The organism is Streptomyces sp. NPDC004561 (genome assembly GCF_053602155.1).
The window spans coordinates 26,295-39,641 of the sequence record NZ_JBSGDB010000022.1; the positions used below are offsets into that span (position 1 = coordinate 26,295).

11 protein-coding genes and 1 pseudogene are annotated in these 13,347 nt (G+C 73.0%); 5 read left to right on the forward strand and 7 right to left on the reverse strand.

Annotated elements, in window-relative coordinates; genetic code table 11:
• Positions 1 to 22 precede the first annotated feature (22 nt).
• The 4 genes from ACWEN3_RS05240 to ACWEN3_RS05255 all read right to left on the reverse strand — a co-directional run bounded on the left by ACWEN3_RS05240 (position 23) and on the right by ACWEN3_RS05255 (position 4,280).
• Positions 23 to 526 (reverse strand): ATP-binding protein, encoded by a 504-nt coding sequence (locus tag ACWEN3_RS05240; RefSeq protein WP_452965864.1) that lies wholly within the window; start codon positions 524 to 526, stop codon positions 23 to 25.
• A 287-nt stretch (positions 527 to 813) separates the two neighbouring features.
• Positions 814 to 1,581, reverse strand: coding sequence for an enoyl-CoA hydratase/isomerase family protein (locus ACWEN3_RS05245; RefSeq protein ID WP_452965866.1), 768 nt, complete (start codon positions 1,579 to 1,581; stop codon positions 814 to 816).
• Positions 1,582 to 1,661: 80 nt separating this feature from the next.
• Entirely contained in the window at positions 1,662 to 2,897 is a 1,236-nt protein-coding gene (locus ACWEN3_RS05250; protein ID WP_452965868.1) for a L,D-transpeptidase, read from the reverse strand.
• Positions 2,898 to 3,056: 159 nt separating this feature from the next.
• Complete coding sequence (locus ACWEN3_RS05255) at positions 3,057 to 4,280, reverse strand: L,D-transpeptidase (protein WP_452965871.1); 1,224 nt, start codon at positions 4,278 to 4,280, stop codon at positions 3,057 to 3,059.
• A 223-nt stretch (positions 4,281 to 4,503) separates the two neighbouring features.
• On the opposite strand from ACWEN3_RS05255, the gene glgX reads away from it, so the two are divergent.
• From glgX to ACWEN3_RS05280, 5 genes and pseudogenes are all read left to right on the forward strand, one after another.
• Entirely contained in the window at positions 4,504 to 6,750 is a 2,247-nt protein-coding gene (glgX, locus tag ACWEN3_RS05260) for a glycogen debranching protein GlgX (protein ID WP_452965873.1), read from the forward strand.
• A 110-nt stretch (positions 6,751 to 6,860) separates the two neighbouring features.
• Positions 6,861 to 7,367, forward strand: a complete 507-nt coding sequence (locus ACWEN3_RS05265) for a SigE family RNA polymerase sigma factor (protein WP_452965875.1) — start codon at positions 6,861 to 6,863, stop codon at positions 7,365 to 7,367.
• 10 nt (positions 7,368 to 7,377) lie between these two features.
• Positions 7,378 to 7,932, forward strand: a complete 555-nt coding sequence (locus tag ACWEN3_RS05270) for a hypothetical protein (RefSeq protein ID WP_452965878.1) — start codon at positions 7,378 to 7,380, stop codon at positions 7,930 to 7,932.
• Between the two features lie 102 nt (positions 7,933 to 8,034).
• Positions 8,035 to 8,781, forward strand: a pseudogene (locus tag ACWEN3_RS05275) (dolichyl-phosphate beta-glucosyltransferase); the annotation flags it as partial.
• A 23-nt stretch (positions 8,782 to 8,804) separates the two neighbouring features.
• Positions 8,805 to 10,046 (forward strand): hypothetical protein, encoded by a 1,242-nt coding sequence (locus ACWEN3_RS05280; protein ID WP_452965881.1) that lies wholly within the window; start codon positions 8,805 to 8,807, stop codon positions 10,044 to 10,046.
• A 45-nt stretch (positions 10,047 to 10,091) separates the two neighbouring features.
• Here the strand turns inward: ACWEN3_RS05280 and ACWEN3_RS05285 are convergent, their stop codons facing one another.
• The 3 genes from ACWEN3_RS05285 to ACWEN3_RS05295 all read right to left on the reverse strand — a co-directional run.
• Positions 10,092 to 10,619, reverse strand: coding sequence for a hypothetical protein (locus ACWEN3_RS05285; RefSeq protein ID WP_452965883.1), 528 nt, complete (start codon positions 10,617 to 10,619; stop codon positions 10,092 to 10,094).
• Between the two features lie 103 nt (positions 10,620 to 10,722).
• Positions 10,723 to 12,576 (reverse strand): ABC transporter ATP-binding protein, encoded by a 1,854-nt coding sequence (locus tag ACWEN3_RS05290; protein ID WP_452965886.1) that lies wholly within the window; start codon positions 12,574 to 12,576, stop codon positions 10,723 to 10,725.
• Positions 12,573 to 13,347 (reverse strand): ABC transporter ATP-binding protein (locus ACWEN3_RS05295; RefSeq protein WP_452965888.1); only part of this gene is annotated, 775 nt, incomplete at its 5' end. The genes ACWEN3_RS05290 and ACWEN3_RS05295, both read right to left, overlap by 4 nt.

Below are 13,347 nucleotides of genomic sequence, written 5' to 3' on the forward strand. Positions count from 1 at the left end.
GCCGACGGTCATGACGCTCCGGCTAGCGGTCGGCGACCCGCATCTCGAACCAGGTGGTCTTACCCCGTGGCAGCAGGTCCACGCCCCAGCGGTCGGAGAGCTTGTCGACGAGGAACAGGCCGCGGCCGCTGACGTCCATCTCCTGAACCGGCATCAGGCAGGGCAGCCCGCGCGAGGGATCGCGGACCTCGACGCGGATCCAGCCGGGGCGCCGGCGCATCCGAAGGCCGAAGACGCGGGCGCCGGTGTGCCGTACCGCGTTGCCGACGAGTTCCGACACGAGCAGGACCGTGTCCTCGGTCAGCTTGGGGGTCAGCCGCCAGGTGCGCAGGACGACGACCTGGGCGAGCCGGCGGGCGGTGGCCGCGGATTCGGGGCGGGACGGCAGCGGTACCTCTGTCTCCGTCGGATCGCCGAACAGTTCGAGCGCCTTGAGCGCCCGTTCGTCCTCGACCGCGGGCGACCAGCGTGCCGCGGCCGCACGACTGTGTCCCCGCGGCTGTTCGATGCCCTCCAGCCCCGCCATGCCCCCATGATGGCCGTCCGGAGCCGTCTTGGTGGCCGTTCCGCAGGAATACGCCCCTTGCACGCCCCTGCTCTCCGCCCGTCGACCGGCATATGCCCAAGGCATGTCACTCGCCGGTACACCCGCCGCGACCTGCGCGGACGGCTCGCTTTCGGGCAATCGACAGACTCCCCCGACAAGACAGGCTTAAGGTTGCCTTAAGGCTCCCATAAACCGCCCCATCGAGGGACCCGGATCAGACAGCGTGTCAATTGCAAGGGGGCGTAGGGAAGTTCACACCGTGACGCTCAGAGGAACTTGGCCTTGCCCGGCCCCTCCTCGACGAAGCTGCGCATGCCCCGCTCGCGGTCCTCGGTGGCGAACAGACCCGCGAACCAGTTGCGCTCGACGGCGAGCCCGGTGTCGAGGTCGGTCTCGATGCCGGTGTCGATCGACTCCTTCGCGGCGCGCAGCGCGATCGCCGGGCCCTGGGCGAGCTTCGCGGCCCAGGCGTGCGCCTGCTCGTAGACCTCGGCGGCCGGGACGACCCGGTCCACCAGGCCGATCGCGAGGGCCTCGTCGGCCCTGACCTGACGGCCCGTGAAGATGAGGTCCTTGGCCTTGGAGGGACCGACCAGCCGGGGCAGGCGCTGGGTGCCGCCGGCGCCCGGGATCAGGCCGAGCAGGATCTCGGGCTGGCCGAGCTTGGCGTTCTCGGCGGCGATGCGGTAGTCGGCGCACAGGGCCAGTTCGCAGCCGCCGCCGAGCGCGTAGCCGGTGATGGCCGCGACGACGGGCTTGGGGATGCGGGCCACGGCGGTGAAGGAGTCCTGCAGGGCGCGGGCGCGCTGGACCATCGCGGCGTGGTCCATGTTCTGCATCTCCTTGATGTCCGCGCCCGCCGCGAACACCCGCTCGCCGCCGTAGATGACCACGGCGCGCACGTCGTCGCGGCGCGTGGCCTCCTCGGCGAGTTCCTTCAGCCGGTCCTGGGTGGCGACGTCCAGCGCGTTCATCGGCGGACGGTCCAGGCGCAGGGTGCCGACGCCTTCGGCGACTTCGAGAGAGACGGTCATGCAGGCCAGGTTAACGGCCACTAACGACAACGGGCCCGGTGCCGTAGGTCACAGCACCGGGCCCGTGGTTCAGCGGGCGCTCACCTGGTCCAGTCGGCCCACGACATGTTCCAGCCGTTGAGGCCGTTGGCCGGGTCCACCGTGCGGTCGTGGGCGTTCTTCACGACCACCACGTCACCGAGGATCGAGTGGTCGAAGAACCAGGCCGCCGGGGTGGAGCTGTCGCCGCCGCCGCGCACGTCGCGCAGGCCGATGCAGCCGTGGCTGGCGTTGTAGTTGCCGAAGGCGTCGCCGCCCCAGTAGTTGCCGTGGGCGAAGGTGCCGGAGGTGGTCAGGCGCAGGGCGTGCGGGACGTCCTTGATGTCGTACTCGCCGCCGTAGCCGACCGTCTCGCCGTTCATACGGGTCACCGCGAGCTTCTCGCTGATGACCATCTGGCCGTTCCAGGTGTCGTAGCCGGGCTTGCCGGTGGTGACCGGGAGGGTCTTGACGACCTTGCCGTCCTGGGTGATCTTCATGGTGTGCTTCTTGGCGTCCACGACGGAGACCTGGTCGCGGCCGATGGTGAACTTCACGGTCTTGTGCTGCTCGCCGTAGACGCCGTCACGGCCCTGGACGCCGTCCAGGTCCAGCTCGACGGTGACCTTGGTGCCGGACTTCCAGTAGTGCTCGGGGCGGAAGTCCAGGCGGTCGTTGTCGAACCAGTGACCCTCGACGTCGACGGCCGGCTCGGTCCTGATCTTCACGGCCTTCTCGACGGCGTCGGGGTGGGTGATGCCCCGGGTGAAGTTGATCGAGAACGGCATGCCGACGCCGACGGTGGAGCCGTCCTCGGGGGTGAAGTAGCCGAGGAAGGTGTTCTTCGGGGTCAGCGTGGTGAACGTGGAGTCCTCGGCGGCCTCGCGGCCGTCGGAGTCCTTGGCGACCGCGTGCACGGTGTACTTGGTGGCGGCGGCCAGGTGGGTCGACGGCGTCCAGGACGCGCCGCCGCCGGTGATCGTGCCGCCGACCTCGGCGCCCTTGCCGTCCTTGACGGTGACCTCGGTCAGCCTGCCCCCGGCCACGCTGACCTTGAGCGCTCCGCTGGTGTCGACGCCCTTGGCGCCGGACTTGGGCGAGATTTTCACGGCGGCCGTCGACTGCCTGCCCTGCTGCGTGGCGGAACCCTTGCCGTCGGCGGAGCCGGCGTTCGCGGTCCTGCCCCCGCCCCCGCCGCACGCCGCGAGCGACAGCACCAGGGCGCCGGCTATGAGCCCCCACCCCTTACGGCCTCGCCGCCCCGCCTCCGACGCCCCCGGTATAGGCCGTATGTTCAAGTTGTTCTCCCCTCGCCGGGCCAGGTCACAGGCCCGCTCCCCACCACATCGGTGCGCGCATATTAACCGCCTGGTTTTGAGCGGGGTGTCAGGCGAATGTCACCGTTGCGTCGCAACTTCCGCCCGCCACCCGCGTCCCGAACCGCGCGCCCCACGTGGTTACTTCACCGCGCCGCCCGCCTTCCATTCCTGCCAGCCCATGTTCCAGCCGCCGAGGCCGTTGTCGGGGGACACCGTCTTGTCCTCGCTGTTGACGACCTCGACGACGTCGCCGACGAGGCTGCGGTCGAAGAACCAGCCCGCGGGGGTGTCCGAGCTGCCGCCCTTGACGTCCCTGAGGCCCACGCAGCCGTGGCTGACGTTGACGACTCCGGGGGCCTCCGGGCTCCAGTAGTTGCCGTGCAGGAAGGTGCCGGAGTCGGTGAGCCTCATGGCGTGCGGGACGTCGGGGATGTCGTACTCGCCGCCGAAGCCGACCGTCTGGCTGTTCATGCGGGTCTCCTCCAGCATGTCCATCACCACCATCTTCCCGTTGTACGTGGGGTGCTTGGGGGCGCCCGCCGTGATCGGGACGGTGGCGACGAGCCGGCCGTCGCGGCGCACCTCCATGGTGTGTTTCTCCGCGTCGACCAGGGAGACCTGGCTGCGGCCGACGGTGAAGGCGAACGTCCTGGACTGCAGGCCGTAGACGCCTTTCGCCCCCTCGACGTCCCGGAGGCCGAGGTCGACGGTGACCTCGGTGCCGGGTTTCCAGTAGCGCTCGGGACGGAAGTCCAGACGGTTCTTGCCGAACCAGTGCGAGCGGATCTCGACGGGGGGCTGCGCGGTGACGCGCACCGCGCGTTCGACGGCGGCGCGGTCGGTGATGTCGGTGCTGAAGGCCAGGGAGACGATCATCCCGGTGCCGACGGTGGCGCGGTTCTCGGGGGTGACGTAGCCGATGAACCGCTGGTCGGGGACGTAGGTGGTGAAGGTGGTGTGCCGGGCCGAGCGGCGGCCCCCGGCGTCCAGCGCGACCGCGTCGACGGTGTACTTGGCGGCGAGCGCCAGCCGGTCGTCGTTGGGCCGCCAGGTCAGGCCGTCGGCACTGATGTGCCCGGGTACCGGCGAGTCCTGCGCGTCCTGGTGCCTGACGACGGTCACCTTCTCCAGGCGCCCGTCGGGCACCCGTACCCGTAGCCGCCGGTCGGGGCGGACGGCCTTGCTGCCGTCGTCCGGGGAGACGCGGATGGCGTCCCTGGGGGCCGGTGGTCTGTCGAGCGACCCGCCCAGGCCCAGCGGTCCGGAGCCGTCCGCGGAGCAGCCTGCCAGCAGTCCCACCCATGTCAGTACGGCGGCCAGCGCGGCCCCCGCGCGCCGTGCGCGTCCTTGTGCGTGCCTCACACGGGTCCCAACGACGCTGCCCGCTCCGGGGAAACGTGAGTGCGACCCATGCACTGGGCAGAACTGTGGGAAGGACGACACGTCGGGGAGCCGCCGCGCCCGCGCCAAAGCCGTCGGGGCGCAGCCGTACCGGCTGGTCGAGGGTGTCTTCGCGCACGCTCGGCCGGCCGGTGCGGTGGACTGCGCCGCCCCCGGGCCGAGCCACTGAAAGAGGGGCCGACAGGTGACGAGCGCAGCCGAGCAGCGGGCACCGGCCGGTGAGCCGGCCACCGGGAGCGGGCAACCGGCGGCCGGGGTGAACGGCGCCCGGCGCGCCGCACCGCCCGTCCCGGCGGTGTGGCCGGGCGCGCCGACGCCGCTGGGGGCCCGCTTCCGGGTCGGTCCCGACGGGGTCGCGGGCACCAACTTCGCGCTGTGGGCCGCCGGGGCGGAGGCGGTCCGGGTGTGCCTGTTCGACGAGGGCGGCCGGGAGACCCAGGTCCCGCTGACCGAACTGACGCACGAGATCTGGCACGGCTTCGTCCCCGGTGTGATGCCCGGGCAGCGGTACGGCTACCGGGTGGAGGGCCGCTGGGACCCGTGGACCGGCGCCCGCTGGAATCCGGCCAAGCTGCTGCTGGACCCGTACGCCCGGGCGGTGGACGGCGAGTTCCGGCTGCCGCCGGAGGTGTACGGGCATGTGCGGGACTGGCCGCAGCAGCACGTGGCGGACACCGTGCGCGACGACCGGGACTCCGCGCCGCACGTCCCGAAGGGGGTCGTCGTCCACGACGACGACGACTGGTCCGACGACCGCCGCCCCAAGACGCCGTGGGCGGACTCCGTCATCTACGAGCTGCACGTGCGCGGCTTCACCAAGCTGCACCCGGACGTCCCCGAGGAGCTGCGCGGCACCTACGCCGGGCTGGCGCACCCGGCCGCGATCGCGCACCTGGTGCGGCTGGGCGTCACGGCGGTCGAGCTGCTGCCGGTCCACCAGTTCGCGCACGAGGACCACCTGCTGCGCCGGGGCCTGACGAACTACTGGGGCTACAACTCCATCGGCTACTTCGCCCCGCACGCCGCCTACGCGGCCTCCGGTACGACGGGCGGGCAGGTCGGCGAGTTCAAGCGGATGGTCCGCGCGCTGCACGCGGCCGGCATCGAGGTCATCCTCGACGTGGTCTACAACCACACCGCCGAGGCGGGCGAGCTGGGTCCGACCCTGTCCCTGAAGGGCATCGACAACCGCGGCTACTACCGCCTCCAGGACGACGCCCGCCGCTACGCCGACTACACCGGCTGCGGCAACACCCTGCACGTGGTGCAGCCGCAGGTGCTGCGGCTGATCACCGACTCGCTGCGCTACTGGGTGACGGAGATGGGCGTGGACGGCTTCCGCTTCGACCTGGCGGCGGCGCTCGCCCGCTCGATGCACGACGTCGACATGCTCTCCCCCTTCCTCGCGGTGATCGCCCAGGACCCGGTGCTGCGCCGGGTGAAGCTCATCGCCGAGCCCTGGGACATCGGCTCCGGCGGCTACCAGGTGGGCGCCTTCCCGCCGCTGTGGACGGAGTGGAACGACCGCTACCGCAACGCCGTCCGGGACTTCTGGCGGCACGCCCTGCCCGACGTCCGCGAGATGGGCTACCGCCTCTCCGGCTCCAGCGACCTGTACGCCTGGGGCGGCCGCCGTCCCTACGCCTCGGTCAACTTCGTCACCGCGCACGACGGCTTCACCCTGCGCGACCTGGTGTCGTACGGGACGAAGCACAACGAGGCCAACGGCGAGAGCGACCGGGACGGCACGAACGACAACCGGTCCTGGAACTGCGGGGTGGAGGGCGAGAGCGGCGACGGACGGGTACGGGCGGTGCGGCGCAGGCAGCTCAGGAACCTGCTGACCACGCTGCTGCTGTCCACCGGCGTGCCGATGCTGGTGGCCGGCGACGAACTCGGCCGCACCCAGCGCGGCAACAACAACGCCTACTGCCAGGACAACGAGATCAGCTGGCTGGACTGGTCGCTGCTCGACGAGCCCGGCTGGCGTGCGCTGTTCGACCTGACCTCCCGGCTGATCGCCCTGCGCCACCGGCACCCGGTGCTGCGCCGCCGCGCCTTCTTCTCCGGCCGGGCGCACTCGGCGGACGGGCTGCGGGATCTGGCCTGGTTCACCTCGCGGGGCGCGGAGATGACCGAGGGCGACTGGTACGCGCCCGCCGCCACGCTCGGCATGTACCTCTCCGGGCGGGACATCCCGGGCCGGGACGAGCGGGGCGCGCCGGTCCTGGACGACAGCTTCCTCGCGGTGCTGCACGCGGGCGACCGCACGACGGGCTTCGTGCTGCCCGGCGCCCCGTGGGCCGAGCGGTACGAGGTGGTCGTGGACACCTCCCGGGAGGACCAGGCGGAGCCGCCGGGCACGGTCCACGCGGCGGGCACGGAGATCACGGTGCCGGCGCGGACGGTGCTGCTGCTGCGGGTCCTGTGACCCTGTGTGAACAGGGTGCGTGACGCGGATCACTCTCGCGGGGTGCAGCGCGGGACGGGCCCCAGGGCCTTTCTCCAGGTGTACACAGCCGGCGAGGACGGGACCGTGGGATGGAGCAGCGTGGGGCCGGTGAGTACGACGCGTTCGTGGCGGCCCGCTGGTCGGTGTTGTTCCACCTGGCCCGTCTGCTCACCGGAGGGGATCGGCACCGGGCCGAGGACCTGTTGCAGGAGTCCCTGGTCAAGCTGTGGTTCGTCTGGCCGAAGGTCGCCGACGAGGCGCCGGAGGCCTATGTGCGCAAGGTGCTGGCGCGGGCCGCGGCCCGCTCGGCCCGCCGGCGCTGGTGGGGCGAGCGGCCCGTCGAGGAGCTGCCCGAGGTGGCGGCGGCCGGCGACATGTCGGCGGCCGTGGCCGAGCGGTCCCGGCTGGAGGCGGCGCTCGCGCAGCTGACTCCGCAGCAGCGGGCCGCCGTGGTGCTGCGCTACTACCAGGACCTGCCCGACCGGCAGGTCGCCGAGACGCTGGGGTGCCCGGTGGGCACCGCCCGGTCCCACGCCGCGCGCGGGGTGGCCCGGCTGCGCCGGCTGCTGTCCGACGTCATCGAGCCGGTGGGGTGAGGGGGGAACCATGGAGCACCTGGATCACACCGATCACATGGGTCGGACGGACCACCACCTGGACCACTTCGAGCGGCAGTTGACGCGGCTGATGCACACCGCGCAGGACCAGGCGCCGTTCGAGGCCCGGCACCGGGACCGGATCCGCGCGGGCGTGCGGGTCCGCCGCCGGGTGCGCACGGCGCGCCGGGCCGCCGGATCCGTGCTGGCGGTGGCCGGGCTCGGCCTCGGTCTGCTGCTGTGGCCGCACGGCCACACCGACGACCGGCCCAGCGCCCCGCACCCCCGGCCCCTGACGAGTCCGACACCGCTGCCGACCACGTCGCCGAGCGCGTCCGGGCCGCCTAGCCCGCCCGCGACGACCATCACCCCGACGGGGGAGTCCTCCACCACCTCCGGGCCGCCGACCGCCACCGCGACCTCGGTGGCCGGGAGTTCGGCCACCGCCACCCAGGGGCCGCCGACCGCCACGGCCACCGCGACCACACCGCCCGCCTCCGCGCCGGTCAGCTCACCGGCCGGGCCCTCGGACCACCCCACCTCGGTGGCCGGTCCGACCGGCTAGCGCGCGCACCCTCCAACCCACTCGCGTGCCTTCGGCATGCCCGAAACACAGGAACAAACGGGGATCAACGTGACAGAACTCCGCTCAGGCCGGCTGCCGGCCATGGCCCCGGCGCCCCGCCGCGCCCCCCTTCCGACCAGCCACGACGAGCCCGTCCTGGACATGGTCGTGCCGGTGTTCAACGAGGAGAAGGACCTGGAGCCGAACGTCCGCCGGCTGCACACGCACCTGCGGGACACCTTCCCCTATCCGTTCCGGATCACGATCGCCGACAACGCGAGCACCGACCGCACCCCGGACATCGCCGCCCGGCTCGCGGCGGAGCTGCCCGAGGTGACCTCGCTCCGGCTGCCGGAGAAGGGCCGCGGCCGGGCGCTGAGGGCGGCCTGGTCGGGTTCGCGGGCGCCCGTCCTCGCGTACCTGGACGTCGATCTGTCGACCGGGCTCGCGGCGCTGCTGCCGCTGGTGGCGCCGCTGATCTCCGGCCACTCCGACCTGGCCATCGGCACCCGTCTCGCGCGGAGCGCGCGGGTGGTGCGCGGGCCCAAGCGGGAGGTCATCTCCCGCTGCTACAACGTCCTGCTGCGCTGCACGCTCGCCGTCGGCTTCTCCGACGCGCAGTGCGGCTTCAAGGCGGTGCGGCGCGAGGTCGCCGAGCGGCTGCTGCCGCTGGTGCGCGACGGGGAGTGGTTCTTCGACACCGAGCTGCTGGTGCTCGCCGAGCGGGCGGGCCTGCGGATCCACGAGGTGCCGGTGGACTGGGTCGACGACCCCGACAGCAGCGTGGACATCCTCGCCACCGCGCTGGCCGACCTGCGGGGGATCGCGCGGATGCGGCGCACCCTGCCCGCCCGCCGTCCCCGTACGACCGCATGACGGCGACCCTGCCGGGGCTGCGGACCCCCGCCACGGACGCCGTGCCCGGCTCGCGCCTGCGTGCCGCCGCCCGCCGGCACGGCCCGGTCCTGGCGCTGTACGGCACGCTGAAGCTGGCCGGTTTCTGCTCGTTCATGTACCTGCTGTCCTCCGCCGGGGACTACCGCACCAAGGACTTCCGGTTCGGCGGCGGGGCCCACGCCTGGGACGTGCCGGCCACCTGGGACGGCTGGTGGTACCAGCAGATCGCCCTGCACGGCTACGACCCGAAGCTCGTCCCGGTCCCGGGCGCCACCGGAATGATCACGCTGGAGGGCAACTCGGCGGCGTTCTTCCCGCTGTACCCGGCGCTGATGCGGATGACCTCCGCCGTCACCGGTCTCGGCCCCTACGGCGCCGGGATGCTGGTCTCGGTCCTCGCCTCCTTCGCGGCCGCCCTCGGCGTGTACGCGGTCGCCGAGCGGTTCGGCGGCCGGCGGGCCGGGCTGGCGGCGGCCGGGCTGTGGGCGGTGTGGCCGGGCTCGGGCGTGGAGTGGGCGGTCTACTCCGACTCGCTCTACGTGGCCCTGGCCGTCTGGGCCTGCCACGCCGTCATGACCCGCCGCTGGCTGACCGCCGGGGTGCTCACCTTCGCGGCCGGCCTCAACCGTCCCACGGCCGCCGCGCTGATCGCCGCGCTCGCCGTCGCCGCGCTGCTCGCGCTGCGCCGCGGCGAGGACGACGCCGGGCGCCCGCTGGCCGCCCTGGCCCTGGCGCCGCTCGGGCTGCTCGGCTATCTGCTCTGGGTGGGCAACCGGATGGGCGATCTGAGCGGCTACTTCAAGCTCCAGTCGGGCGCGTGGGCGCACAGCTTCGACTACGGCAGACAGACCCTGGACGTGCTGACCTCCGTGCCGGTGGGCCACTTCGGCGGCTATCTGTTCGCCTACCCCTTCGCGGACGTCATAGGGGTCGGCGTGGTCGTGCTCGCCCTCGCGCTGCTGCCGCTGCTGATACGTCTGCGCCCGCCCGCGGTACTGGTCGTGCACACCGTGCTGACGCTCGCGCTGGTCCTCGGCAGCCAGCAGATCTTCGCGAACGTCTCCCGCTATCTGCTGCCCTGCTTCCCGCTGTTCCTGCCGCTCGCGGTCGCCATGCGCCGGCTGAGCCTGCCCGTGCAGTGCACCCTGCTCGGCATCGCCGCGCTCGCCTCCGGCTCGTACGCGGGGTACGCGCTGTTCGAGCTGGGGGTGCCGTGATCGCCCCGGATGCCCTCCAGTGTTGCGTTCGGGGCGGCCGGCCGGTCAGTCGCGGGTGAGCCAGCGTGCGAGCAGGGCCTCCCGCTCGCGGGACCGCAGGACGCCGGCCGGCCGGGTCCGGGCCCACCACTCGGTCATCACGTCGGGCGTGGCGGTGCCCCGGGTGAAGCGGTCGATCAACTGCCGGGAGAGAGCGGCCTCCTGTGCGGAGTAGGCGACCGCGGCGCTGGAGTAGACGGGCGTGCGGAGTGTGCCGCCGGGCGTGGTGAGGGACACGGTCATCTCGGTGGGGCTGCCCGGCACCCAGGCGTCCAGGGCCGCCGCGGCGAAGCTCGCCGCGTGCGTCGCCCAGCGTCGCAGGGTGGAGCGGACCGGGACCTCGGTGACCTCGATGCCGGCGATGTCGGACCAGGCCCACGCGGCCGGGTTCGGGCCGGTGACGCGGGGCCCCGATGCCGTGAGCCCCACGTTCGGTGCCGGTGCCGCGGCCGGGGCCCCTACGTAGGCGCCGGCCGCCGTGACCCAGAACAGCCCCACCGTGCAGCCGTCGTCGGGCCGCATGATCGCTTCCACTTCCGTCTCCCCCGTGGATCCGGGCACGCCGCGAGCGCCCCCGGGTGATCTCGCTCTGGTGCCCCGTCCGGCGCGGGCCGGAGGCGGGGCGGTCGGACACAGGTTATGCCAGGCTCTCCCGCCACGCCCTGTGCAGGTCGGCGAACCGGCCGGTGCCGGCGACGAGTTCGGCCGGCGTGCCGTCCTCGACGATCCGGCCGTGCTCCATCACGAGCACCCGGTCGGCGATCTCCACGGTGGACAGCCGGTGCGCGATCACCACCGCGGTACGGCCGCGCAGCACCGTCGACATCGCCTGCTGCACGGCCCGTTCGCCCGGGATGTCGAGGGAGCTGGTCGCCTCGTCCAGGATCAGCACCGCCGGGTCGGCGAGCAACGCCCTAGCGAACGCGACCAGTTGGCGCTGCCCGGCGGAGATGCGGCCGCCGCGCTTGCGGACGTCCGTGTCGTACCCGTCGGGCAGCGCGCTGATGAACTCGTGCGCGCCGATGGCCTTCGCGGCCCGCTCGATCTCCTGCCGGGACGCGTCCGGGCGGCCGATCGCGATGTTGTCCGCGACGGTGCCGGAGAACAGGAACGCCTCCTGCGTGACCATCACCACCCCGCGCCGCAGTTCGGGCACGGCCAGCTCGCGCAGGTCCACGCCGTCCAGCAGCACGCGCCCCTCGGAGGGGTCGTAGAAACGGGCGAGGAGCTTGGCGAGCGTGGACTTGCCGGCGCCGGTGGAGCCGACGACCGCGACCGTCTGCCCGGCCGGGATCGTCAGGCCGAAGCGGGGCAGCACCTCGCCGCCGGTGCGGTAGGCGAAACGGACCCCGTCGAAGACGACCTCGCGGCCGGGAAACTCGTCCTTCGGCGCGGGCAGTTCGCGGGGCGCGCCCGGCTCCGGCACGGACGGGGTCTGGGCCAGCAGTCCCGCGATCTTCTCCAGTGAGGCGGCGGCCGACTGGTAGGAGTTCAGGAACATCCCGAGCCGGTCGATCGGGTCGTACAGCCGGCGCAGGTACAGCACCGCCGCCGCGAGCACGCCCAGGTCCAGCGAGCCGGACGCCACCCGGTAGGCGCCCCACAGCACGATCGCCGCGACCGCCGTGTTGGCCACCAGCCGGGATCCCACCACGTACCGGGCCATCTCCAGCAGCCCGTCGCCGTTCGTCCGCTCGTGCCCGCGGTTCAGGACGGCGAACTCGGCGTCGTTCGCGGCCTCCCGGCGGAAGGCCCGTACCGGCCGGATGCCGTTCATCGTCTCCACGAACTTCACGATCACCGCCGCGATCGCCGTGGACCGCGCCCGGAAGACCCGCCCCGCGCGCCGCTGGTAGAGCCGGACGAGCAGGTACAGGGGCACGAAGGAGGCCACCGCGACCGCGCCGAGGCCGAGGTCCAGCCAGAGCAGCATCGCCGAGATGTAGACGAAGGACAGCACGACGGTCACCAACTCCTGCAGGCCGTCGTCGAGGAGTTCGCGCAGTGACTCGACGTCCGTGGTGGAGCGGGAGATCAGCCGCCCGGACGTGTACCGCTCGTGGAAGTCGACGCTCAGCGCCTGCGCGTGCCGGAAGATCCGGCCGCGCAGGTCCAGCAGCACGTCCTGGCTGACCCGGGCCGAGGTTTCGATGAAAGCGAACTGCAGCGCCCCGGAGGCGAGGGCGCACAGCAGATAGCCGGTGCCCACCGCGATCAGCGGGCCGTGGCGGTGGTCCCGGAAGGCCGGTACGGCGCTGTCGATGGCGTACGCCACCAGCAGCGGACCCGCCTGCACCGCCGTCTGCTGGAGCAGCAGCAGGAGGGTCGTGAGGCCGACGCGGGACCTCATCGGCGCGAGCAGGGAGCGCAGCAGGACGGCCGTGGCGCCGGGCGGGGTGGGCAGGACGTCCCGGTCGAAGGGGTCGCCGGGCCCCTCGGGGCGTGGGCCGTCCTGGTCCGTGGCGGGGGTGGAGGCGGTCGTGGTCGTCAACGGGAGTCCTCCTGCTCCGGGGACCGCTCCCCGGACATCAGACGGGCGTACTCGGCGTTGGTGCGCAGCAGTTCCTGGTGGGTGCCGACGGCGGCGATCCGGCCGTCCGAGAGCAGGGCGACCCGGTCGGCGAGCAGCACCGTGGACGGGCGGTGGGCCACGATCAGGGCGGTGGTGTCGGCGAGGACCTGCCGCAGCGCGGCCTCCACGGCGGCTTCCGTGTGCACGTCCAGGGCGGACAGCGGGTCGTCCAGCACCAGGAACTCCGGCCGGCCGACCACCGCGCGGGCCAGGGCGAGGCGCTGGCGCTGGCCGCCGGAGAGGCTGAGGCCCTGTTCGCCGACGCGGGTGTCGGTGCCCTGCGGGAGCCGGTGCGCGAACTCCGCCTGGGCCACGGCGAGCGCCCGGTCGAGGTCCGTCGTGCCGGCGCCGTCCGCCGCCCCCATCAGCACGTTGTCACCGACGCTCGTGGAGAAGAGCGTGGGTTCCTCGAAGGCCACGGCGACCCGGGCGCGCAGCTCGTCCCGGGGGATGGCGGTGATGTCGGTGCCGTTCAGGGTGATGCGGCCCGAGGTGACCTCGTGCAGCCGGGGGACGAGGGCGGTGAGGGTGGTCTTGCCGCTTCCGGTGGCCCCGACCAGCGCCATGGACTCGCCGGGGCGGATGTGGAGGTCGACGCGGTCGAGGAGGGGCGGGGAGCCGGGGGGCGCGTCGGGGTAGCGGAACCGGACGCTCTCGAAGCGGAGTCCCGGCTCGGCCGCGGGCGGCCGG

Coding starts and splice junctions, on each gene's coding strand:
- ACWEN3_RS05280 (WP_452965881.1), top strand. CDS start 8,805: ATGACGGCGACCCTGCCGGGGCTGCGGACCCCCGCCACGGACGCCGTG.
- ACWEN3_RS05240 (WP_452965864.1), bottom strand. CDS start 526: ATGGCGGGGCTGGAGGGCATCGAACAGCCGCGGGGACACAGTCGTGCG.
- ACWEN3_RS05270 (WP_452965878.1), top strand. CDS start 7,378: ATGGAGCACCTGGATCACACCGATCACATGGGTCGGACGGACCACCAC.
- ACWEN3_RS05265 (WP_452965875.1), top strand. CDS start 6,861: ATGGAGCAGCGTGGGGCCGGTGAGTACGACGCGTTCGTGGCGGCCCGC.
- ACWEN3_RS05245 (WP_452965866.1), bottom strand. CDS start 1,581: ATGACCGTCTCTCTCGAAGTCGCCGAAGGCGTCGGCACCCTGCGCCTG.